Consider the following 23347-nt stretch of genomic DNA (forward strand, 5'->3'; position numbering starts at 1 on the left):
ATGACGATTTACAGTTTCGCAAATACCCGACGTGCGGCATCAATGGTGTTGTTGATATCGTCCATGCTGTGCGCTACGGACATAAAGCCTGCCTCGAAGGCGGACGGCGCCAGGTAAACGCCTTCATCCAGCATCATGTGGAAGAAACGTTTGAAGCGCTCAACGTCGCATGCCATTACATCCTGATAGCAGTTTACGGATTCCGCGTCGGTAAAGAAGATGCCGAACATACCGCCGACGTGATTCACCACCAGTGGAATATTGGCTTCCTGCGCGGCATCCAGCAGGCCTTCTGCCAGGCGGGTCGTCAGTTCGTCCAGCGTCTCGTGAATCCCCGGCTGGGCGACTTCGGTCAGGCAGGCGAAACCCGCCGCCATGGCAATCGGGTTGCCGGAAAGCGTTCCCGCCTGGTAAACCGGGCCAGTCGGCGCCAGTGCGTCCATCACATCGCGGCGTCCGCCAAATGCGCCTACCGGCATGCCGCCGCCGATGATTTTGCCCAGACAGGTCAGATCCGGCACTACGCCGTAATAATCCTGTGCGCCCGCCAGCGCCACGCGGAAACCGGTCATCACTTCGTCGATGATCAGCAGCGCGCCGAATTCGTCGCACAGGGCGCGCAGGCCCGGCAGGAATTCCGGCTGCGGAGGGATGCAGTTCATATTGCCCGCCACCGGCTCGACGATAATACAGGCAATCTCTTGCGGATATTGTTCGAACGCCGCGCGTACAGAAGCCAGATCGTTATAGGTGCAGGTCAGGGTATGTCTGGCGAAATCAGCCGGAACGCCCGGTGAGTTCGGCTGGCCCAGCGTCAGTGCGCCGGAACCCGCTTTCACCAGCAGGCAGTCGGCGTGGCCGTGGTAGCAGCCTTCAAATTTGATGATCTTGTCGCGACCGGTGAAGCCGCGCGCCAGGCGAATCGCACTCATTGTGGCTTCGGTGCCGGAGTTCACCATCCGCACCATGTCCATAGTCGGCACCAGTTCGGTGACCAGCTCCGCCATTTTAACTTCCATCTCGGTCGGCGCGCCGAAGCTCAGCCCGCGCGCAGCGGCTTCAATCACTGCATTACGGATGGCGGGGTGGTTATGGCCCAGCACCATCGGACCCCAGGAGCCGACGTAATCGATGTACGCTTTGCCATCGACATCATACAGATACGCGCCGTCTGCTTTTTCGATAAACAGCGGGGTGCCGCCCACGCCAGTGAAGGCGCGAACAGGGGAGTTGACGCCGCCGGGGATAAGCTCGCGCGCTGCGCTGTAGAGGTTTTCAGACTTGCTCATGGATGGGGTTCCTGGTTCGTAGAAAAAGTGAATGCCCTTTATTCTAAGTTATTCACAGAAGGTTATGAACATTTTGCGCATTTGAAACATGACGATTTACAGGGGATTTTCCCGAAACAGGCGGGTACAATGCCGCTTCTGTATTTGTATTACCAATTAATGATCATCTGATGAACACAGACACTCCCACTTTCGAAGCACAGCAAGTTGTGCGCTTACGGCGCGGGGATCTGATCCGCAGACTACTTCAGCGGGATAAAACGCCGCTGGCCATCTTATTAACGGCGGCGGTGGTCGGCACCGTCACGGGTCTTATTGGCGTCGCGTTTGAGAAAGCCGTGACCTGGGTGCAAAACTTACGTATCGGCGCGCTCGTTCAGACGGCCGATTACGCGATTCTGGTCTGGCCGCTGGCCTTTATCCTCTCTGCGCTGCTGGCGATGGTCGGTTATTTTCTGGTGCGTAAGTTTGCGCCGGAAGCCGGTGGGTCGGGCATCCCGGAAATAGAAGGCGCGCTGGAAGAGTTGCGTCCTGTTCGCTGGTGGCGCGTGCTGCCGGTGAAATTTGTGGGCGGTATGGGAACGCTGGGCGCTGGCATGGTGCTGGGGCGGGAAGGGCCGACGGTACAAATCGGGGGCAATATCGGGCGAATGGTGCTGGACCTCTTCCGTATGCGTAGCGCCGAGGCGCGTCACACCTTACTGGCAACCGGCGCGGCCGCAGGGTTATCGGCAGCCTTTAACGCGCCGCTGGCGGGGATCTTATTTATCATCGAAGAGATGCGCCCGCAGTTTCGTTACAATTTAATTTCGATCAAAGCCGTGTTTACGGGCGTGATCATGTCGAGCATTGTGTTTCGTATTTTTAACGGTGAAGCGCCGATTATTGAGGTCGGGAAGCTCTCAAACGCACCAGTTAATACGCTATGGTTATATTTAATCCTCGGCATGATTTTTGGCTGCGTCGGGCCGCTGTTCAATCATCTGGTATTGCGCACTCAGGATATGTTCCAGCGTTTTCACGGCGGCGAAATCAAAAAGTGGGTTCTGATGGGCGGCGTGATCGGCGGCCTGTGCGGTATTCTCGGCTTAATTGAGCCGGAAGCGGCGGGCGGTGGGTTTAATTTGATCCCCATTGCGGCGGCGGGGAATTACAGCGTAGGCCTGCTGCTGTTTATTTTTATCGCCCGCGTCCTTACCACGCTGCTTTGTTTCTCATCCGGCGCGCCGGGCGGAATTTTTGCGCCAATGCTGGCGCTGGGGACGTTGCTCGGCACCGCATTTGGTATGGCGGCGGCTGCGTGTTTTCCGCAGTACCATCTGGAAGCCGGAACATTCGCGATTGCCGGAATGGGCGCGTTGTTGGCGGCGTCGGTGCGTGCGCCTTTAACGGGAATCGTGTTAGTGCTGGAGATGACCGATAACTATCAGCTCATTTTGCCAATGATTATTACCTGTCTTGGCGCAACACTATTAGCACAATTTATGGGTGGAAAACCGCTATACTCCACCATCCTTGCGCGCACGCTGGCGAAACAGGATGCGGAGCAGGCGGCAAAAAGCCAGCGGTCGGCCGCTGGTGAGAATACTTGAATGAAATACCAGGGTATTAGATAATGCCATAACGATTGGGTTATAATTTGCCCAATTGCCAATGTCGTTTGGAGCAAAAAATGAGTGATGACGTAGCGCTGCCACTGCAATTTACTGAAGCAGCAGCCAAGAAAGTAAAAAGCCTGATCGCTGACGAAGATAACCCGAATCTGAAACTGCGCGTGTATATCACCGGCGGTGGTTGCAGCGGTTTCCAGTACGGTTTTACCTTTGATGATCAGGTGAACGAAGGTGATATGACCATCGAGAAGCAGGGTGTTGGCCTGGTGGTTGACCCGATGAGCCTGCAATATCTGGTAGGCGGCGCTGTCGATTACACCGAAGGTCTGGAAGGTTCCCGCTTTGTGGTTACCAACCCGAATGCGAAAAGCACCTGCGGGTGTGGTTCGTCCTTTAGTATCTGATGTATTGCCGGATGGCGACGCAGGGCGTCTTATCCGGCCTACGGTGCGTGTTGCTGCGTTCCTGAATGTAGGCCCGATAAGCGTCAGCGCCATCGGGCAGTGAAATCAACGCCCGTTCTCATCCAGAGCAAACGTCGGTAATTTTAAATGCCAACGAATTGCGGCCAGACGAATCATCAACGTCACAACCATCCCCATCATACTGGCGCTTTCCAGCGGCACGGAAAAGGTATAAAACGCCGTCGCATGCACGATGCCGCCGATAATACAGGCCGTGGCATAAATCTCCGTGCGTAAGATCATCGGCACTTCACGCGCCAGCACGTCGCGGATAATCCCGCCGCCGACGCCGGTAATCACGCCCATACAGATGGCGACCAGCGGGCCTGTTTCGGCAAGGAACGCCTTATTGACGCCGATACCGACGAACACCGCGAGGCCGACGGCATCCAGCACGGGAAGCATCCATTTAGGCAATCGTCTCGGCTGGCGCACCAGCAAAATGGTGAGCATGCTGGTGACCATCGCCACCACCAGATCGGTCGGATCTTTGACCCAAAAGACGGGCCCGTTATCCAGCGCCATATCGCGGATCGTCCCGCCGCCCACTGCGGTCACGACGCCCAACACCAGTACGCCAAACGGGTCCATACGCAACTTTCCGGCCAGCAATACGCCAGAGATAGCAAAGACAGCTGTGCCTACAATATCCAGCCAATAGACGAGCATTATCGAATCCCCACTGAGAACCTGACTGCGCAGGTTCTATTCTACTTGTGAAAGCGCATTACAGAGTTGTTTTGCGGCGAGGATGATACGCGGGCTTGCGCGTTCAAACCAGTCACCATTCAGCGGTATAACCGGGATTTTTAGCTGGTTTTGCCAGTATTGTTCTATTTTAGGAATTTCGCCCGCATCGCCGGTAACGACAATCGCCTGCGGATGTCGGGCCAGCACCTGCTCGCGGCTGACCTGCGGCCAGGGGACGCGACTGCCCGCAAAAATATTTTCTCCGCCGCAGACCTCCAGAACCTGGTGCTGGATGGAGCCTTTTCCGCTGGTGAATAACGGATTCGCGCCAAACTGGAGAAAAACGCGTTTTTTCGGTTTATCAGCGTACTGCGACTTTAGCGCAGCATACTCGTCCAGCAGCGTTTGCGCCGCGCGTCTGGCTTTTTCTGGCTCAGGACTCCATGCGGCAAGCTGGCGCAGTGCGTCGGCGACCTGCTCAATGGTTACGGCATCCACCCACATGATTTTAATGCCCAGGGACGCCAGCTGGTTAACCTGCCGTTCAGCATTGCCTCCTCGCCAGGCGATGACCAGATCGGGTTTGAGCGCCACAATACGTTCCAGATTCATCCCTTGCCAGGTGGAGACTTCTTCGATGTTTTTCGCTTGCGGGGGATAGTCGGAATAACTGCTGACGCCGACGGGCGTGATCCCTGCGGCAAAGGCAAGTTCGGTGTTGGAAGGGGAGAGGGAAACGACGCGCGGTGCGGCGCAAAGCCACAGCGGAAGGGCTAAAAGCAGGGCGGCCAGCGCCCTGGAGAATAATTTAGCCATGCGCCAGTTTCTGCACCAGCGTTTCAACCATCAGACTGGACTGCTTCGCGGCTACGGCCAGGAATTCGTCAAAACTGAGGTGGGATTGCTGATCGGCCACATCAGAGATGGCGCGAACCACCACGAAAGGCACGTTGAAGTTATGGCAGACATGCGCGATCGCGGTCGCTTCCATTTCCACGGCAATCGCCTGCGGGAAATTGTGGCGGATTTTCGCCAGGCCCACGGAACCGTTAATGAAAGCGTCGCCGCTGACGATCAGTCCGCGAACCGCATTCAGGTTGAGTTTTGCGATGCAGGATTCCGCCGCCGCGATCAGCGCGTCGTCGGCTTTAAAACCTGCCGGGCAGCCTGGGAGCTGACCAAATTCATAACCAAACGCGGTAACGTCGGCGTCGTGATAACGCGCTTCATCGGAAACGACGATATCGCCGACTGTCAGCGTCGGGGCCAGACCGCCAGCGGAACCGGTATTAATAATGACATCCGGCTTGCAACGTTCCAGCAGCAACGTTGCGCCCAGCGCCGCCGCGACTTTACCGATGCCGGATTTCAGCAGCGCAATCTCGGTCCCGTTCAGTTGGCCGGTGTAAATTTCACAACCGCCCAGGGTGATCGTCTGACGGTTTTCGATTTTGTCACGCAGCAGCGTAACTTCTTCTTCCATTGCACCAATGATGCCGATTTTCATAGATTTACTCGCGATAAGCCAGATTTGAGGGCATAGTCTATCATGCGCTTAAGGGGAAGCGCATTTCTCAGGCGGGAGAGGACATGGCACAGATCGATTTCCGAAATAAAATTAACTGGCATCGTCGTTATCGTTCACCGCAGGGTGTGAAGACCGAACATGAGATCCTGCGGATCTTTGAAAGCGATCGTGGACGCATCATCAATTCCCCGGCGATCCGTCGGCTTCAGCAAAAAACGCAGGTCTTTCCACTGGAGCGTAACGCCGCCGTTCGGACGCGGTTGACGCATTCTATGGAAGTGCAGCAGGTCGGGCGTTATATCGCGAAAGAGATCCTGAGCCGGTTAAAAGAGTTAAAGCTGCTGGAACAATACGGTCTGGATGAACTGACCGGCCCCTTTGAGAGCATTGTGGAAATGTCCTGCCTGATGCATGACATTGGCAATCCGCCGTTTGGTCATTTCGGCGAGGCGGCGATCAATGACTGGTTTCGCCAGCGCCTGCACCCGGCGGATGCGGAAAGCCAGCCGCTTAGCGACGATCGCTGCGCGGTGGCGGCGTTGCGTCTGCGTGAAGGCGAGGAGTCTTTGAATGATATTCGTCGCAAGGTGCGTCAGGATTTATGTCATTTCGAGGGCAACGCGCAGGGCATCCGCCTGGTGCATACATTAATGCGCATGAATCTGACCTGGGCGCAGGTGGGCGGCATTTTAAAATACACTCGCCCGGCATGGTGGCGAGGAGAAACGCCCGCGACGCACCGTTATTTAATGAAAAAGCCGGGGTATTATCTCTCTGAAGCGCCGTATATTGAGAGGTTACGTAAAGAACTTGCGTTAGCGCCTTACAGCCGTTTCCCATTAACATGGATTATGGAGGCCGCCGATGATATCTCTTATTGTGTGGCCGATCTGGAAGATGCCGTCGAGAAAAGAATCTTCAGCGTTGAGCAGTTATATCACCATCTTTACGAAGCATGGGGCCACCATGAAAAAGGATCGCTGTTTACTCAGGTTGTTGAGAATGCCTGGGAAAAATCTCGCTCAAATTCGCTAAGCCGCAGTACGGAAGATCAGTTCTTTATGTATTTGCGCGTGAATACGCTAAATAAACTGGTGCCCTACGCGGCTCAGCGTTTTATTGATAACCTGCCGCAAATCTTTGACGGCAGTTTCAATCATGCGCTGCTGGAAGACGCCAGCAGCTTCAGCCAGTTGCTTGAGTTATATAAAAATGTGGCGATAAAACATGTGTTTAGCCACCCGGATGTTGAACAACTGGAATTACAGGGCTATCGCGTCATCAGCGGGTTATTAGAAATTTATCAACCGTTATTACGTATGTCCCTGGTCGATTTCAGGGAACTGGTTGAAAAAGAGCGGGTGAAGCGTTTTCCAATAGAATCTCGTTTATTCCAGAAGCTCTCTACGCGCCATCGCCTGGCTTACGTGGAGGCCGTCAGTAAATTATCGTCGGAGGCGCCGGAGTACCCCACGCTGGAATATTATTATCGCTGCCGTTTGATCCAGGATTATATCAGCGGGATGACGGATCTGTACGCCTGGGATGAATACCGGCGTCTGATGGCGGTTGAATAATAAATACGCTTTTGTAAAGATGGACAATAAATTTTTACTTTTTCCAGAAACTTTATTCTGGAACTTCGCGCTATAAAACGAATCTGACGTACACAGCAATTTTGCGTTATCTGTTAATCGAGATTGAAACACATGAAAAAAACCACATTAGCAATGAGTGCACTGGCTCTGAGTTTAGGTTTGGCGCTGTCCCCCCTGTCTGCAACGGCGGCTGAGACGGCGTCTTCGGCAACGACTGCCCAGCAGATGCCAAGTCTGGCACCGATGCTCGAAAAAGTGATGCCATCGGTGGTGAGTATCAACGTGGAAGGTAGCACAACCGTCAACACGCCGCGCATGCCGCGTAATTTCCAGCAGTTCTTTGGCGATGATTCGCCATTCTGCCAGGACGGTTCGCCGTTCCAGAGTTCTCCGTTCTGCCAGGGCGGGGGTCAGGGCGGCGGTCAGCAACAGAAATTTATGGCGCTGGGCTCCGGCGTCATTATTGATGCCGCAAAAGGTTATGTCGTCACCAACAACCATGTGGTGGATAACGCGACGGTCATCAAAGTTCAGCTGAGCGATGGCCGTAAATTTGACGCTAAGGTCGTCGGTAAAGATCCGCGCTCTGATATCGCGCTGGTTCAAATTCAGGACCCGAAAAATCTGACGGCCATTAAGCTGGCGGATTCCGACGCGCTGCGCGTGGGGGATTATACCGTCGCTATCGGCAACCCGTTTGGTCTGGGCGAAACGGTGACTTCCGGTATCGTCTCCGCACTGGGTCGTAGCGGTCTGAACGCGGAAAACTACGAAAACTTTATCCAGACGGATGCCGCCATCAACCGTGGTAACTCCGGTGGCGCGCTGGTGAACCTGAACGGCGAGCTGATCGGGATTAACACCGCGATTCTTGCGCCGGACGGCGGCAACATCGGTATTGGTTTTGCTATCCCCAGCAACATGGTGAAAAACCTGACCTCCCAGATGGTGGAGTATGGCCAGGTTAAACGCGGTGAGTTGGGTATCATGGGGACGGAGCTAAACTCTGAACTGGCGAAGGCGATGAAAGTTGATGCCCAGCGCGGCGCGTTTGTCAGCCAGGTGATGGCGAACTCTTCTGCGGCGAAAGCCGGTATTAAAGCCGGGGACGTGATCACGTCCCTGAACGGTAAGCCGATCAGCAGCTTTGCCGCGCTGCGCGCCCAGGTGGGTACGATGCCGGTAGGCAGCAAAATTAGCCTTGGTCTGCTGCGTGATGGCAAGCCGGTGACCGTCAACCTGGAACTGCAACAGAGCAGCCAGAATCAGGTTGATTCCAGCTCCATCTTCAATGGTATTGAAGGCGCGGAAATGAGCAACAAAGGCCAGGATAAAGGCGTTGTCGTCAGCAACGTGAAGCCGAATACGCCGGCTGCGCAGATTGGCCTGAAGAAAGGGGATGTGATTGTGGGGGCCAACCAGCAGGCGATTAAGAACATCGCTGAGCTGCGTAAAATCCTCGACAGCAAACCTTCTGTTCTGGCGCTGAATATTCAGCGCGGCGATAGCACCATCTATCTGCTGATGCAGTAATTTCCTCTCTTGCCCTTTTCCTGTCCGGGAAAAGGGCATTTCTCACATTCTGTGAGGCCCCCCACAACTCCATACTTCTCTGCTTTAGTTTGTGCAGATGCACAATGATGCAGGTTAGCATCTTCCCTATGCTTGAGCTCTGCTCACAGGAGGGGATTATGGCTGGCTGGCATCTTGATACCAAAATGGCACAGGATATTGTGGCGCGCACAATGCGCATCATCGATACCAATATCAACGTAATGGATGCCCGTGGGCGTATTATCGGTAGCGGCGATCGGGAGCGCATTGGTGAATTGCACGAAGGCGCGCTGTTGGTGCTGTCGCAGGGGCGCGTGGTCGATATTGATGATGCGGTGGCGCGGCATCTCCACGGCGTGCGCCAGGGGATCAACCTGCCGTTGCGCCTGGAAGGGGAGATCGTCGGCGTTATTGGTTTAACCGGTGAGCCGCAACACCTGCGAAAATACGGTGAGCTGGTCTGTATGACTGCCGAAATGATGCTGGAGCAGTCGCGGCTGATGCATCTGCTGGCCCAGGACAGCCGTCTGCGTGAAGAACTGGTGATGAACCTGATTCAGGCTGAGGAAAATACGCCAGCGTTGACGGAGTGGGCGCAGCGGCTGGGTATCGACCTGAACCAACCGCGTGTGGCTGCCGTGGTTGAAGTGGACAGCGGGCAGCTTGGCGTTGACAGCGCGATGGAGGAGTTGCAGCAACTGCAAAATGCGTTAACGACGCCTGAACGCAACAATTTGATTGCTATCGTTTCTTTGACGGAAATGGTTGTGCTGAAACCGGCGCTGAATCAGTTTGGGCGCTGGGATGCGGACGACCATCGCAAGCGTATTGAGCAGTTGATTGCCCGGATGAAAGAGAACGGGCAATTGCGCTTTCGGGTCGCACTGGGGAACTATTTTACCGGCCCGGGCAGTATCGCCCGTTCCTGGCGCACTGCGCGTACTACCATGATGGTGGGCAAGCAGCGTATGCCGGAGCAACGTAGCTACTTTTACCAGGATTTGATGTTGCCAGTGCTGCTGGACAGCCTGCGTGGCGGCTGGCAGGCCAATGAGCTGGCGCGCCCGCTCTCAAAGCTGAAGGCGATGGATAATAACGGGTTGTTACGCCGGACGCTGGCCGCGTGGTTTCGCCATAACGTGCAGCCGCTGGCAACGTCGAAGGCGCTCTTTATTCACCGTAATACGCTGGAATACCGTCTGAACCGCATCTCTGAGTTGACGGGGCTGGATTTGGGCAATTTTGACGATCGGCTGTTGCTGTATGTCGCGTTGCAACTGGACGAGCAACGGTGATTGCCTGATGGCGCGACGCTTATCAGGCCTACCGGGAGTTACCTGTAGGCCGGATAAGGCGTAACACGCCGCCATCCGGCAACACACAGCTTACTTACGCGTTAGTTTTTCCAGATCCGCTTCGATTTCGTTGATCTTGTTGGCGACCACGCTTTCCAGATGACGTAAATCATCCAGGATCTTACGTTTGAGATCGACTTCCGTGCGATCGCGCTGGCAGATCTGATCCAGTTCATCGATCACATAGCGCAGGTTAGGACTGATCTCCTGCACCTCTTTGTAACCTTGTCCGATACCATCGGCGACGACGGTTTTACGCTGGCGGGGATATTTGAACTTTACGCTTTTGGCAAAGAACTCGCCTCTATCCTTCTGGAAATAGATTTTCAGGATATCGTTGTTGGCTTCTTGCCGCAGGCTGTAACGATCGATTTCTTCAGGATTGTTAATGCCCAGACTTTTCAGATTGTCATACATAGCGGTACCCTTCATCTCAACATAACCTATGAATAATTAACGAAAAGTTCTCTTTCCGCCAGCCACAGATGTAAAAAAAGCGGGCTCAGCCCGCTTTTTCAAATCATTGTTAGTCGATGGTACGTAACAACTCGTTGATCCCGACTTTGCCGCGCGTCTTCGCGTCGACTTTTTTCACGATGACCGCACAGTACAGGCTGTATTTACCGTCTTTCGACGGCAGGTTGCCGGAAACCACAACGGAGCCTGCCGGTACGCGGCCATAATGGATTTCGCCCGTTTCGCGATCGTAAATACGGGTGCTTTGACCGATGTACACGCCCATAGAGATGACGGAACCTTCCTCAACGATCACCCCTTCAACCACTTCAGAACGCGCGCCGATGAAGCAGTTATCTTCGATGATTGTCGGGTTCGCCTGTAGCGGTTCCAGTACGCCGCCGATGCCGACGCCGCCGGACAGGTGTACGTTTTTACCAATCTGCGCGCAGGAACCTACGGTCGCCCAGGTATCTACCATCGTGCCTTCATCAACGAATGCGCCGATGTTTACGTAGGATGGCATCAGCACGGTGTTGCGTGCGATAAACGCGCCCTGACGCACAGCGGCAGGCGGCACTACGCGGAAGCCTTCTTTCTGGAAGCGCGCTTCGTCATAGTCGGCGAATTTCATCGGTACTTTATCGAAGTAGCGGCTTTCCGCACCGTCGATAACCTGGTTATCGTTAATACGGAAAGAGAGCAGAACCGCTTTCTTCAGCCACTGGTGAGTCACCCACTGGCCATCAATCTTTTCTGCCACACGCAGCGCACCGGAATCCAGCAGAGAAATGACCTGGTTAACCGCTTCACGGGTCACGGTATCTACATTCGCCGGAGTGATGTCGGCACGGCGCTCGAAAGCGGACTCAATAACGTTCTGTAACTGCTGCATTGTTAAACTCTTTCCATATGAATAAACACACTACCCTTTATCGTTTGGATTGAGGGCCGCTGTCAACCGTTGATGCACTTCCTGCTGTAGCTCATTATTAAGGGCACGCCGGTCGGCTGTCGCGATTATGAATAAATCTTCTACTCGCTCGCCAATGGTTGTAATTCGGGCGCCATGAAGCGAAATTCCCAGATCGGCAAAAATTTGCCCGACCCGCGCCAGCAGGCCCGGCTGATCGAGAGCGATAAGTTCAAGGAACGATTTTCTGTCGGTGTGAGTAGGCAGAAAAGTGACCTCGGTATCGACGGTAAAGTGGCGCAGTTTGGCCGGCTGGCGACGCGGCTGCGGAGGCTGCCAGCTGCTCTGGGTAATCGCCTGCTCCAGTCCAAAACGGATGGCTTCGTGACGGTCGGCGGAGAGAGGGCTGCCGTCCGGCTCCAGCACAATAAAGGTATCCATCGCCATGCCGTCGCGGGTGGTGAAGATTTGCGCGTCATGAACGCTCAGATTGCGCCTGTCCAGCTCTGCGCAAACGGCGGCAAACAGATAAGGGCGGTCAGGACTCCAGATGAAGATCTCCGTTCCGCCGCGCGTGGCCTGTGGGCTGACCAGAATTAGCGGTCGGGTCAGATCGTGCTGTAACAGATGACGCGCATGCCAGGCCAGCTGATTCGGGCTATGGCGCACGAAATAGTTAGCGCGGCAGCGTGTCCAGATTTGATGTAGCGCCTCTTCGTTTATATTGTCCATTCGCAGCAGCGCCAGCGCCTGAAGCTGATGATGGCGCACGCGTTCGCGCATATCCGGCGTGTTTTGCATGCCGCGACGTAGCTGTTTTTCGGTGGCGAAGTACAGTTCGCGCAACAGACTTTGCTTCCAGCTGTTCCACAGCGTTTCGTTAGTGGCGCAAATGTCAGCGACCGTCAGGCATACCAGGAAGCGCAGACGGTGTTCCGTTTGCACCTCTTCGGCGAACTGTTTGATGACCTCTGGGTCCTGGATATCGCGCCGCTGGGCGGTAACCGACATCAGCAGGTGCTGGCGTACCAGCCAGGCGACCAGTTGCGTTTCGCGTGAGTTCAGGCCGTGCAGTTCGGCAAATTTGAGCACGTCCTGCGCGCCCAGTACCGAGTGGTCGCCGCCGCGCCCTTTGGCGATATCATGGAACAGCGCCGCGATCAGGATCAGTTCCGGTTGCCGCAGGCGCGGCCAGAGATCGACGCACAGCGGATGGCGCTGGCGGGTCTCTTCTTTGGCGAAACTTTCCAGCTTCAGCATCACGCGAATGGTGTGCTCATCCACCGTGTAGGCATGGAACAGGTCGAACTGCATTTGGCCGACGATATGCGACCATTGCGGCATGTAAGCCCAAAGCACGCTGTGGCGATGCATTGGCAGCAAACCGCGGCTGACGGCGCCCGGATGACGCAGCATACTGAGAAACAGAGAGCGCGCTTCCGGGATGTAGCACAGCGGCTGGGTCAGGTGGCGGCGGGCATGGCGCAGATGGCGCAGCGTGGTGGAATAGATGCCAGTGATGGTGCTATTGCGCACCATCGTATAAAACATCCGCAGGATCGCTTCCGGCGAACGGATAAACAGATCGTCATCGCGCAGGTCGATCAGCGTGCCGCGCAGTTGAAAATCGTCATCAATCGGGCGAGGTTTTTCATCGGCGGGTAGGGCGAGGATTGCTTCATCAAACAGCTGCAATAGCATCTGGTTCAGTTCGCTCACCCGACGCGTGACCCGGAAATAGTCTTTCATCATGTGCTCAACCGGCTCGTTGCCTTCGCCAGTGTAGTTGAGCCGCTGGGCAACGCTGAGCTGCCTGTCGAACAGCAGGCGGTTGTCGTAACGGCTGACCACCAGGTGCAACGCGAAGCGAATGCGCCACAAAATATGCAGGCATTCGTTTAGCTCGGCGCGTTCTGCCTGGGTTAAGAAGCCGAAGCCGACCATCTCATTGAGAGACGTTGCGCCGAAGTGGCGGCGGGCCACCCATTGCAGGGTGTGGATATCACGCAGGCCGCCGGGGCTGCTTTTAATATCGGGTTCAAGGTTATAGCTGGTGCCGTGATAGCGCTGGTGGCGCTGGTTTTGCTCTTCGACTTTGGCAGCGAAAAATTTCTCCGACGGCCAGAAACCTTCACTGAAAATATGCTTTTGCAGCTCCAGAAAAAGCGCCACGTCGCCGATCAGCAGACGTGTTTCAATCAGATTGGTGGCGACGGTTAAGTCTGACAGCCCTTCCAGCAGACACTCTTCCAGTGTGCGCACGCTATGCCCGACTTCCAGCTTCACATCCCACAGCAAGGTCAGCAGTTCCCCGACTTTTTGCGCCTGAGCGTCGGGCAGCTTTTTACGGCTCAGGATGAGCAGGTCAATGTCGGAAAGCGGATGCAGCTCGCCCCGGCCATAGCCGCCGACGGCCACCAGGGCCAGATCGGCAATTTGCCCGAATCCGGCGTCGATCCACAGTCGTTGCAGCAGCTGGTCGATAAATTCGGTGCGGGCTTCAATCAATTGCTCTGCGGAAATCCCGCTGTCAAAAGCGTCTCCCAGCCACTGCTGGAAAATATCAATGTGGGCTTTAATTCCGCTGACGGTAAGCTCGTCACGCGACCAGGCTCCCGGATTTTGCGGTTGGCCGGGTAGGGTGGGGAGAGCCGTATTCGCGTGCTGTTCAGGGAGAGTATTCATTATGCGCCACCCATTAAAAAGCCGGATGCGGCGTTAACGCCTTATCCGGCCTACGGGTAAACGCTGATTGTAGGCCTGATAAGCGGTAGCGCCATCAGGCAAAAGTTTATGCGTCGTGCGTGATAATCGCCGGGATGGTGTCATCCTTGCGTAACGTCAGAATTTCACAGCCGTTTTCGGTTACCACAATAGTATGCTCGTACTGTGCAGACAAGCTTCTGTCTTTGGTTTTTACCGTCCAGCCGTCTTTCATGGTGCGGATGCGGTAATCACCGGCGTTCAGCATCGGTTCAACGGTGAACGTCATTCCCGGTTGCAGAACCACGCCGCCGTCGTCCGCATCGTAGTGCAGAACCTGCGGTTCTTCATGGAAGCCGCGACCAATCCCGTGACCACAATATTCGCGAACGACAGAGAAGCCTTCGCCTTCCGCGTATTTCTGAATGGCCGCGCCCAGCGTGCGCAGACGGATGCCCGGCTTGACCATTCGCAGCGCCAGATACAGGCTTTCCTGGGTTACACGGCACAGGCGCTCGCCCAGAATCGTCGGTTTGCCGACGATAAACATTTTCGACGTATCGCCGTGGTATTCATCTTTAATTACGGTTACGTCGATATTGACGATATCGCCGTCTTTCAGCAATTTTCCGTCGTCCGGGATACCGTGGCACACCACTTCATTAATGGAGATGCAAACGGATTTCGGATAACCGTGGTAGCCGAGGCAAGCGGAGATCGCGTGTTGTTCATTGACGATGTAGTCGTTGCAGATGCGATCCAGTTCCCCGGTGCTGACGCCCGGTTTGATATACGGTTCGATCATCTCCAGCACTTCAGCGGCCAGGCGGCCAGCGACGCGCATTTTTTCGATTTCTTCAGGGGTCTTGATTGAGATAGCCATGAATTCTGTCCATCGGTGTCGATTATTTCGACAATAATTGTGTAAGTGCTGTCAATGGTATCAGTCCAAAGCGTAGCCTGCCAAATTGAGAATCATTAACAGCACATCGAGCCAACAATTATTGGTGTCTGCGGCGTATTTGTGGTATAAAGCGCGCCGGACTTCCGTTCCATTCGAAGACTACACAAGATGGACTGAAGCGACAAATCTCACTTTGTGTAACAACACACACGTATCGGCACATATTCCGGGGTGCCCTTTGGGGTCGGTAATATGGGATACGTGGAGGCATAACCCCAACTTTTATATATAGAGGTTTTAATCATGGCAACTGTTTCCATGCGCGACATGCTCAAGGCTGGTGTTCACTTCGGTCACCAGACCCGTTACTGGAACCCGAAAATGAAGCCGTTCATCTTCGGTGCGCGTAACAAAGTTCACATCATCAACCTTGAGAAAACTGTACCGATGTTCAACGAAGCGCTGGCTGAACTGAACAAGATTGCTTCTCGCAAAGGTAAAATCCTTTTCGTTGGTACTAAACGTGCTGCAAGCGAAGCGGTGAAAGACGCTGCTAACAGCTGCGACCAGTTCTTCGTGAACCATCGCTGGCTGGGCGGTATGCTGACTAACTGGAAAACCGTTCGTCAGTCCATCAAACGTCTGAAAGACCTGGAAACTCAGTCTCAGGACGGTACTTTCGAAAAGCTGACCAAAAAAGAAGCGCTGATGCGCACTCGTGAGCTTGAGAAACTGGAAAACAGCCTGGGCGGTATCAAAGACATGGGCGGCCTGCCGGACGCACTGTTCGTTATCGATGCTGACCACGAGCACATTGCTATCAAAGAAGCAAACAACCTGGGTATCCCGGTATTTGCTATCGTTGATACCAACTCTGATCCGGACGGTGTTGACTTCGTTATCCCGGGTAACGACGACGCAATCCGTGCTGTTAGCCTGTACCTGGGCGCTGTAGCTGCAACCGTTCGTGAAGGCCGTTCTCAGGATCTGGCTTCTCAGGCGGAAGAAAGCTTCGTAGAAGCTGAATAATAAGGCACGCTCGTTCGAGCCCCCTTATAAACCAGGTAGTATCACGTTTGGTTAGGGGCCCTTTAGGCCCCTTTTTCACTTTTAAATCTGTGCGGTTTGATGCCGGGCAGATCAAATCTTCCGAGGATTTTAGAATGGCTGAAATTACCGCATCCCTGGTAAAAGAGCTGCGTGAGCGTACTGGCGCAGGCATGATGGATTGCAAAAAAGCACTGACTGAAGCGAATGGCGACATCGAGCTGGCAATCGAAAACATGCGTAAATCCGGTGCGATCAAAGCAGCGAAAAAAGCAGGCAACGTTGCTGCTGACGGCGTGATCAAAACCAAAATCGACGGCAACTACGGCATCATTCTGGAAGTTAACTGCCAGACTGACTTCGTTGCTAAAGATGCTGGTTTCCAGGCATTTGCTGACAAAGTGCTGGACGCCGCTGTTGCTGGCAAAATCACTGACGTTGACGTGCTGAAAGCACAGTTCGAAGAAGAGCGTGTTGCTCTGGTGGCAAAAATCGGTGAAAACATCAACATTCGCCGTGTTGCTTCCCTGGAAGGCGACGTTCTGGGTTCTTACCAGCACGGTGCGCGCATCGGTGTTCTGGTTGCGGCTAAAGGCGCTGACGAAGAGCTGGTTAAACAGCTGGCAATGCACGTTGCTGCAAGCAAGCCTGAGTTCGTTAAGCCGGAAGACGTGTCTGCTGAAGTGGTAGAGAAAGAATACCAGGTACAGCTGGATATCGCGATGCAGTCTGGTAAGCCGAAAGAAATCGCAGAGAAAATGGTTGAAGGCCGCATGAAGAAATTCACCGGCGAAGTTTCTCTGACCGGTCAGCCTTTCGTTATGGAACCGAGCAAATCTGTTGGTCAACTGCTGAAAGAGCACAACGCCGACGTAACTGGCTTCATCCGCTTTGAAGTGGGCGAAGGCATCGAGAAAGTTGAGACTGACTTTGCAGCAGAAGTTGCTGCGATGTCCAAGCAGTCTTAATTGTCGAAAAGGAGCCGCCTGAGGGCGGCTTCTTTTTGCGTCCATCTTGTAAATTCAGCCAACCCCTATAGTGGCTGCGCTGAAAAGCGACATACAATGTCGCCGGAATTAACTCATCTCAATCGTTGACAGTCTCAGGAAAGAAACATGGCTACCAATGCAAAACCCGTCTATAAACGTATTCTGCTTAAATTGAGTGGCGAAGCTTTGCAGGGTTCGGAAGGCTTCGGTATTGATGCAAGCATACTGGATCGTATGGCTCAGGAAATCAAAGAACTGGTGGAACTGGGCATTCAGGTTGGTGTGGTGATTGGTGGCGGTAACCTGTTCCGTGGTGCTGGTCTGGCGAAAGCGGGTATGAACCGCGTTGTGGGCGACCACATGGGCATGCTGGCCACCGTGATGAACGGTCTGGCGATGCGCGATGCGCTCCACCGCGCCTATGTGAACGCCCGCCTGATGTCCGCTATTCCGCTGAATGGCGTGTGTGACAACTACAGCTGGGCAGAAGCCATTAGTCTGCTGCGTAATAACCGTGTGGTTATCCTGTCTGCGGGCACCGGCAACCCCTTCTTCACCACCGACTCTGCGGCTTGCCTGCGCGGTATCGAAATTGAAGCGGATGTGGTGCTGAAAGCCACGAAAGTCGATGGCGTATTTACTGCGGACCCGGCCAAAGATCCGTCCGCCACGATGTATGAGCAACTCACCTACGGCGAAGTGCTGGATAAAGAGCTGAAAGTGATGGATCTGGCCGCGTTCACGCTGGCTCGTGACCACAAATTGCCAATTCGTGTCTTCAATATGAACAAGCCGGGCGCGCTGCGTCGCGTCGTGATGGGCGAAAAAGAAGGGACTTTAATCACGGAATAATTCCCGTGATGGCCAATTCCGGGTAAGATTCGCCTTTACCCGGCAGGATTTATATATCCTGTGGCATGAATTAAACGAGACTATACTGAGCATACTCTGTATACACGAAATCATTCATGCTGCATCACGGCGGCAAGAGCGTGAATCCCGAGGCGCGTACACTGGTATGTGGCAGGGAAGAACGTTCGCAGCCAACGCAGAGGCAGCCTGAAGGATGAAGTGTATTGTGTGATTGTCTGGTCGACTGAGACTAGTTTTCAAGGATTCGTAACGTGATTAGCGATATCAGAAAAGATGCTGAAGTACGCATGGAAAAATGCGTTGAAGCGTTTAAAAACCAAATCAGCAAAATTCGCACGGGTCGTGCTTCTCCCAGCCTGCTGGATGGCATTGTCGTGGAATATTACGGCACGCCGACTCCGCTGCGTCAGCTGGCGAGCGTAACGGTAGAAGACTCCCGCACGCTGAAAATCAACGTGTTCGATCGCTCCATGAGCCCGGCGGTTGAGAAAGCGATTATGGCTTCTGACCTCGGCCTGAACCCGAGTTCTGCGGGTAGCGATATCCGTGTTCCGTTGCCGCCGCTGACTGAAGAACGTCGTAAAGACCTGACCAAAATCGTTCGTGGCGAAGCAGAGCAGGCGCGTGTTGCCGTGCGTAACGTACGCCGTGATGCGAACGACAAAGTAAAAGCGCTGCTGAAAGATAAAGAGATCAGCGAAGATGACGATCGCCGTTCTCAGGACGAAGTACAGAAACTGACTGACGCTGCCATCAAGAAAGTTGATGCGGCGCTGACGGAAAAAGAAGCGGAACTGATGCAGTTCTGATTTTCCTGTACGACTAAAACGCCGCTGGTTGACCCTGACGGGTCTTCCGGGCGGCGTTTTGCTTTCTATTCTGTCTCAATTCTTCTGGACGTTTCATGAAGCAACTAACCATTCTGGGCTCAACAGGCTCTATTGGTTGCAGCACGCTGGATGTGGTGCGCCATAATCCTGAAAGCTTCCGTGTTGTCGCGCTGGTTGCGGGTAAAAATGTCACCCGTATGGTAGAGCAGTGCCTGGAGTTTTCGCCGCGTTATGCGGTGATGGACGATGAACAGAGCGCTCAACGGCTGAAAACTGCGCTTCTGGAACATGGAAGCCGCACTGACGTCCTGAGCGGACAACAGGCCGCCTGCGATATGGCTGCGCTGGATGAGGTCGATCAGGTGATGGCGGCTATCGTGGGCGCGGCGGGTCTGCTGCCTACGCTTGCGGCGATTCGCGCCGGTAAAACCATCCTGCTTGCCAATAAAGAGTCGCTGATTACCTGCGGGTGTCTGTTTATGGACGAGGTGAAACGCAGTAAAGCCCGGCTTTTACCGGTAGATAGCGAACATAACGCGATTTTTCAGAGTATGCCCCAACCTATTCAAAACGATCTGGGATACGCTGAGCTGGAGCAAAATGGCGTGATGTCGATTTTGCTTACCGGGTCTGGTGGCCCTTTTCGTGAAACGCCATTGTGCGATCTGGCGGCCATGACGCCCGATCAGGCATGTCGTCATCCGAACTGGTCTATGGGACGAAAAATTTCCGTCGATTCCGCCACCATGATGAATAAAGGTCTGGAATACATTGAAGCGCGTTGGTTGTTTAACGCCAGCGCAAGCCAGATGGACGTGTTGATTCACCCGCAGTCGGTTATTCACTCAATGGTGCGTTATCAGGACGGCAGCGTTCTGGCGCAACTGGGGGAGCCGGATATGCGTACGCCAATCGCGCATACGATGGCGTGGCCGAATCGCGTGAACTCTGGCGTGAAGCCGCTCGATTTTTGCAAGCTCAGTGCGTTGACGTTCTCTGCGCCAGATTATCAGCGCTATCCGTGCCTGAAACTGGCGATGGACGCGTTTGAGCAAGGTCAGGCCGCGACAACCGCGCTGAATGCGGCGAATGAAATCACCGTCGCCGCATTTCTGGCTGAAGAGATTCGCTTTACAGATATTGCTGAGCTCAATTTATCTGTGCTGGAGAAAATGGATTTGCAGGAACCGGGAAGCGTTGACGACGTTCTCAGGGTTGATGCCGTCGCGCGTGACGTCGCCAGAAAACAGGTGATGCGACTCGCAAGCTGATGATAATCCCTCTACACAGGATCGTGCTATTTGTTAGCGTTGGGCTTCAGTGATATAGTCTGCGCCACCCGATCGCAGATATTTGGCTTTATGCGGTCAGGTAAGCCGTGGTTTGACACGGCTTTTTTGTGGATGCACAAAATCATTCAGGTTGCATCATTCATAGCCAACGAAGAGGCAGCCTGAAGGATGAAGCGCAAAAGGCTTCAGTATTCCTGAGTACCGTTAAATCCTTTCAGGGACTAAAAACGCGTTATGTTGTCTGCAACTCAACCACTAAGCGAAAATTTGCCAGCACATGGCTGTCGCCATGTAGCAATCATTATGGATGGCAATGGCCGCTGGGCGAAAAAGCAAGGGAAGATTCGCGCCTTTGGGCATAAGGCCGGAGCAAAATCCGTCCGTCGGGCCGTATCTTTCGCTGCCAACAACGGTATTGATGCGTTAACGCTGTATGCCTTTAGCAGTGAGAACTGGAACCGACCAGCGCAGGAAGTGAGTGCGTTAATGGAGCTGTTCGTGTGGGCGCTGGATAGCGAAGTAAAAAGCCTGCATCGCCATAACGTTCGTCTGCGCATTATTGGCGACACCAGTCGATTTAACTCGCGTTTGCAAGAACGTATTCGCAAGTCTGAAGCGCTTACCGCCCAGAATACCGGGCTGACGCTGAATATCGCGGCGAATTATGGCGGACGTTGGGATATTGTCCAGGGAGTCAGGCAACTGGCAGAACAGGTGCAGGAAGGACTGCTGCGCCCTGATCAGATTGACGAAGAGATGCTAAACCAGAAAATCTGTATGCATGAACTGGCTCCTGTAGATTTAGTAATTAGGACTGGGGGAGAGCATCGCATTAGTAACTTTTTGCTTTGGCAAATTGCCTATGCCGAACTTTACTTTACTGATGTTCTTTGGCCCGATTTCGATGAACAAGACTTTGAAGGGGCGCTGCATGCCTTTGCCAATCGAGAGCGTCGTTTCGGCGGCACCGAGCCCGGTGATGAAAAAGCCTGATGGGGGTCGCTTTTGCTGAAGTATCGCCTGATTTCTGCTTTTGTTTTAATACCCGTTGTCATCGCGGCGCTTTTTTTACTTCCGCCGGTGGGGTTCGCCATTGTCACGCTGGTCGTTTGTATGCTGGCCGCCTGGGAATGGGGACAGTTAAGCGGTTTTACCACGCGTACTCAGCGGGTCTGGCTGGCGGTGCTGTGCGGGTTATTGCTGGCGCTGATGCTGTTTTTGCTGCCTGAATATCACCGCAACATTCATCAACCGCTTGTTGAGGTTTCGCTTTGGGCGTCGTTGGGCTGGTGGGTCGTTGCATTATTACTGGTGTTATTTTATCCCGGTTCGGCGGCGATCTGGCGTAATTCAAAGACATTACGCGTAATTTTCGGGGTGTTAACCATCATTCCTTTTTTTTGGGGAATGCTGGCGCTGCGCGCCTGGCACTATGATGAGAATCATTACAGTGGCGCCATATGGCTGCTCTATGTCATGATCCTCGTCTGGGGGGCAGACTCCGGGGCATATATGTTTGGCAAACTGTTCGGCAAACATAAACTTGCGCCAAAGGTTTCTCCTGGTAAAACCTGGCAGGGCTTTATTGGCGGACTCGCGACTGCCGCCGTGATTTCATGGGGTTACGGCATGTGGGCGAATCTGGATGTTGCGCCTTCAACCTTACTGATTTGTTCTGTCATCGCGGCCCTGGCGTCAGTGCTGGGCGATCTGACTGAGAGCATGTTTAAGCGTGAAGCAGGAATTAAGGACAGTGGTCACTTGATCCCAGGGCATGGTGGTATTCTGGATCGTATTGATAGCCTGACGGCGGCAGTACCGGTCTTTGCTTGCCTGTTGTTACTGGTATTCAGGACACTCTAACGGAAGGTTTTATGCTGAGTATTCTCTGGAATCTGGCTGCATTCATCGTCGCACTGGGTGTGCTTATCACCGTGCATGAATTTGGTCATTTCTGGGTTGCCCGGCGCTGCGGTGTTCGTGTCGAGCGCTTTTCTATCGGTTTTGGGAAAGCGCTTTGGCGGCGTACCGATCGATACGGTACGGAATATGTGATCGCCATGATTCCCCTCGGCGGTTACGTCAAAATGCTGGATGAGCGCGCTGAGCCGGTTGTGCCGGAACTGCGCCACCACGCTTTCAACAATAAAACCGTGGGACAGCGGGCGGCGATTATCGCCGCAGGTCCGATTGCAAATTTTCTTTTCGCTATTTTTGCCTACTGGCTGGTTTTTATCATCGGCGTCCCTGGCGTTCGTCCGGTGGTTGGTGAAATAACACCCAACTCGATTGCCGCCCAGGCGCAAATTCTTCCTGGTACGGAACTTAAAGCCATTGATGGCATCGAAACCCCTGATTGGGATGCGGTGCGCTTACAGCTGGTGTCCAAAATCGGCGATGAGCGTACGACAATCAGCGTGGCGCCGTTCGGCAGTAATCAGCGCCAGGATAAAACGTTAGATTTGCGCCACTGGGCATTTGAGCCAGACAAAGAAGATCCTGTATCTTCTTTAGGGATTCGGCCGCGTGGTCCACAGATCGAACCGGTGCTGTCAGAAGTGCAGGCGAACTCCGCTGCAAGTAAGGCGGGTTTGCAAGCAGGCGACAGGATCGTTAAAGTCGATGGTCAGTCGTTAACGCAATGGATGACGTTTGTGACGCTTGTGCGCAACAATCCAGATAAGCCGTTAGCGCTGGAAATTGAAAGGCAGGGGAGTTCCTTGTCTTTGACGTTAATCCCGGATACAAAGCCGGTTAACGGAAAGGCAGAAGGTTTTGCGGGTGTTGTGCCTAAAATTATTCCTCTGCCGGATGAGTACAAGACTGTACGCCAGTATGGGCCATTCAGTGCCATCCTCGAAGCCACGGACAAGACGTGGCAGTTGATGAAGCTGACGGTCAGTATGCTGGGAAAATTGATAACCGGTGATGTGAAACTGAACAACCTCAGTGGGCCGATTTCTATCGCTCAGGGGGCTGGGATGTCAGCGGAATTTGGGGGCATTTATTACCTGATGTTTCTTGCGCTTATCAGCGTGAACTTAGGGATAATCAACCTGTTTCCGCTGCCCGTTCTTGACGGGGGGCATCTGCTGTTCCTGGCGATTGAAAAGCTGAAGGGCGGGCCGGTATCCGAGCGGGTTCAAGACTTTAGTTACCGCATTGGCGCGATTTTGCTGGTGTTGTTAATGGGGCTTGCACTTTTCAATGATTTCTCTCGGTTGTAAGAGAGTTAGTTAGGAAGAACGC

21 protein-coding genes and 1 pseudogene are annotated in these 23347 nt (G+C 53.9%); 14 read left to right on the forward strand and 8 right to left on the reverse strand.

Annotated features, from left to right (window positions below):
• Positions 1-8: 8 nt before the first annotated feature.
• The gene (gene hemL, locus OGX84_RS05500; protein WP_101744224.1) at positions 9-1289 is read right to left on the reverse strand and encodes a glutamate-1-semialdehyde 2,1-aminomutase; all 1281 of its coding nucleotides are present in this window, start codon (positions 1287-1289) and stop codon (positions 9-11) included.
• Positions 1290-1459: 170 nt separating this feature from the next.
• Here hemL and clcA point away from each other — a divergent pair, with 170 nt between their 5' ends.
• From clcA to erpA, 3 genes and pseudogenes are all read left to right on the forward strand, one after another.
• Entirely contained in the window at positions 1460-2881 is a 1422-nt protein-coding gene (clcA, locus tag OGX84_RS05505) for a H(+)/Cl(-) exchange transporter ClcA (RefSeq protein ID WP_130028353.1), read from the forward strand.
• Between the two features lie 28 nt (positions 2882-2909).
• A pseudogene (yadW, locus tag OGX84_RS05510) lies at positions 2910-2969 on the forward strand (small protein YadW).
• On the forward strand, positions 2962-3306 hold the full coding sequence (erpA, locus tag OGX84_RS05515) for an iron-sulfur cluster insertion protein ErpA (protein ID WP_012134001.1): 345 nt from the start codon (positions 2962-2964) through the stop codon (positions 3304-3306). The pseudogene yadW and the gene erpA overlap by 8 nt, the downstream one beginning before the upstream one ends.
• Positions 3307-3411: 105 nt before the next feature.
• On the opposite strand, the gene OGX84_RS05520 is transcribed toward erpA, so the two are convergent.
• The 3 genes from OGX84_RS05520 to mtnN are packed head-to-tail and all read right to left on the reverse strand — an operon-like array spanning position 3412 to position 5563.
• Complete coding sequence (locus tag OGX84_RS05520) at positions 3412-4035, reverse strand: TRIC cation channel family protein (RefSeq protein WP_012134000.1); 624 nt, start codon at positions 4033-4035, stop codon at positions 3412-3414.
• Between the two features lie 36 nt (positions 4036-4071).
• Positions 4072-4872, reverse strand: coding sequence for a vitamin B12 ABC transporter substrate-binding protein BtuF (btuF, locus tag OGX84_RS05525; RefSeq protein ID WP_012133999.1), 801 nt, complete (start codon positions 4870-4872; stop codon positions 4072-4074).
• The gene (gene mtnN, locus OGX84_RS05530) at positions 4865-5563 is read right to left on the reverse strand and encodes a 5'-methylthioadenosine/S-adenosylhomocysteine nucleosidase (protein ID WP_012133998.1); all 699 of its coding nucleotides are present in this window, start codon (positions 5561-5563) and stop codon (positions 4865-4867) included. Before mtnN ends, btuF begins: the two co-directional genes overlap by 8 nt.
• A gap of 83 nt (positions 5564-5646) precedes the next feature.
• On the opposite strand from mtnN, the gene dgt reads away from it, so the two are divergent.
• From dgt to cdaR, 3 genes are all read left to right on the forward strand, one after another.
• The gene (gene dgt / locus OGX84_RS05535; RefSeq protein ID WP_112001166.1) at positions 5647-7161 is read left to right on the forward strand and encodes a dGTPase; all 1515 of its coding nucleotides are present in this window, start codon (positions 5647-5649) and stop codon (positions 7159-7161) included.
• Positions 7162-7293: 132 nt separating this feature from the next.
• On the forward strand, positions 7294-8715 hold the full coding sequence (gene degP, locus OGX84_RS05540; protein WP_012133996.1) for a serine endoprotease DegP: 1422 nt from the start codon (positions 7294-7296) through the stop codon (positions 8713-8715).
• 158 nt (positions 8716-8873) lie between these two features.
• Positions 8874-10031, forward strand: coding sequence for a DNA-binding transcriptional regulator CdaR (gene cdaR, locus OGX84_RS05545; RefSeq protein WP_047458822.1), 1158 nt, complete (start codon positions 8874-8876; stop codon positions 10029-10031).
• Positions 10032-10121: 90 nt separating this feature from the next.
• On the opposite strand, the gene OGX84_RS05550 is transcribed toward cdaR, so the two are convergent.
• The 4 genes from OGX84_RS05550 to map all read right to left on the reverse strand — a co-directional run bounded on the left by OGX84_RS05550 (position 10122) and on the right by map (position 15046).
• Complete coding sequence (locus OGX84_RS05550; RefSeq protein WP_286457535.1) at positions 10122-10508, reverse strand: DUF3461 family protein; 387 nt, start codon at positions 10506-10508, stop codon at positions 10122-10124.
• Between the two features lie 109 nt (positions 10509-10617).
• A complete protein-coding gene (dapD, locus tag OGX84_RS05555) occupies positions 10618-11442 on the reverse strand; it encodes a 2,3,4,5-tetrahydropyridine-2,6-dicarboxylate N-succinyltransferase (protein WP_012133993.1) in 825 nt (274 codons plus the stop codon).
• A gap of 30 nt (positions 11443-11472) precedes the next feature.
• Positions 11473-14145: a bifunctional uridylyltransferase/uridylyl-removing protein GlnD gene (gene glnD, locus OGX84_RS05560; protein WP_110494659.1), complete on the reverse strand. Its 2673-nt coding sequence runs from the start codon at positions 14143-14145 to the stop codon at positions 11473-11475.
• Positions 14146-14251: 106 nt separating this feature from the next.
• Positions 14252-15046, reverse strand: coding sequence for a type I methionyl aminopeptidase (gene map / locus OGX84_RS05565; RefSeq protein ID WP_012133991.1), 795 nt, complete (start codon positions 15044-15046; stop codon positions 14252-14254).
• Positions 15047-15370: 324 nt separating this feature from the next.
• Between map and rpsB the strand changes: the two genes are divergently transcribed.
• From rpsB to rseP, 8 genes are all read left to right on the forward strand, one after another.
• On the forward strand, positions 15371-16096 hold the full coding sequence (gene rpsB, locus OGX84_RS05570) for a 30S ribosomal protein S2 (RefSeq protein WP_012133990.1): 726 nt from the start codon (positions 15371-15373) through the stop codon (positions 16094-16096).
• 134 nt (positions 16097-16230) lie between these two features.
• Positions 16231-17082 carry a translation elongation factor Ts gene (gene tsf / locus OGX84_RS05575; protein WP_024130688.1) on the forward strand — a complete coding sequence of 284 codons (852 nt, stop codon included), beginning with the start codon at positions 16231-16233 and terminating at the stop codon, positions 17080-17082.
• Between the two features lie 147 nt (positions 17083-17229).
• The gene (gene pyrH / locus OGX84_RS05580; protein WP_012133987.1) at positions 17230-17955 is read left to right on the forward strand and encodes a UMP kinase; all 726 of its coding nucleotides are present in this window, start codon (positions 17230-17232) and stop codon (positions 17953-17955) included.
• A 272-nt stretch (positions 17956-18227) separates the two neighbouring features.
• Positions 18228-18785, forward strand: a complete 558-nt coding sequence (frr, locus tag OGX84_RS05585; protein WP_024130687.1) for a ribosome recycling factor — start codon at positions 18228-18230, stop codon at positions 18783-18785.
• 95 nt (positions 18786-18880) lie between these two features.
• Positions 18881-20077 (forward strand): 1-deoxy-D-xylulose-5-phosphate reductoisomerase, encoded by a 1197-nt coding sequence (gene ispC, locus OGX84_RS05590; protein WP_112001163.1) that lies wholly within the window; start codon positions 18881-18883, stop codon positions 20075-20077.
• A 255-nt stretch (positions 20078-20332) separates the two neighbouring features.
• Positions 20333-21091 (forward strand): (2E,6E)-farnesyl-diphosphate-specific ditrans,polycis-undecaprenyl-diphosphate synthase, encoded by a 759-nt coding sequence (gene ispU, locus OGX84_RS05595; protein ID WP_049007937.1) that lies wholly within the window; start codon positions 20333-20335, stop codon positions 21089-21091.
• A 12-nt stretch (positions 21092-21103) separates the two neighbouring features.
• Positions 21104-21961 (forward strand): phosphatidate cytidylyltransferase, encoded by an 858-nt coding sequence (gene cdsA, locus OGX84_RS05600; protein ID WP_012133982.1) that lies wholly within the window; start codon positions 21104-21106, stop codon positions 21959-21961.
• Positions 21962-21972: 11 nt separating this feature from the next.
• A complete protein-coding gene (gene rseP / locus OGX84_RS05605) occupies positions 21973-23325 on the forward strand; it encodes a sigma E protease regulator RseP (RefSeq protein ID WP_012133981.1) in 1353 nt (450 codons plus the stop codon).
• The last annotated feature ends 22 nt before the right edge of the window (positions 23326-23347 follow it).

Source organism: Citrobacter sp. CK202, from assembly GCF_030333225.1.
Taxonomy (GTDB): domain Bacteria; phylum Pseudomonadota; class Gammaproteobacteria; order Enterobacterales; family Enterobacteriaceae; genus Citrobacter_B; species Citrobacter_B koseri.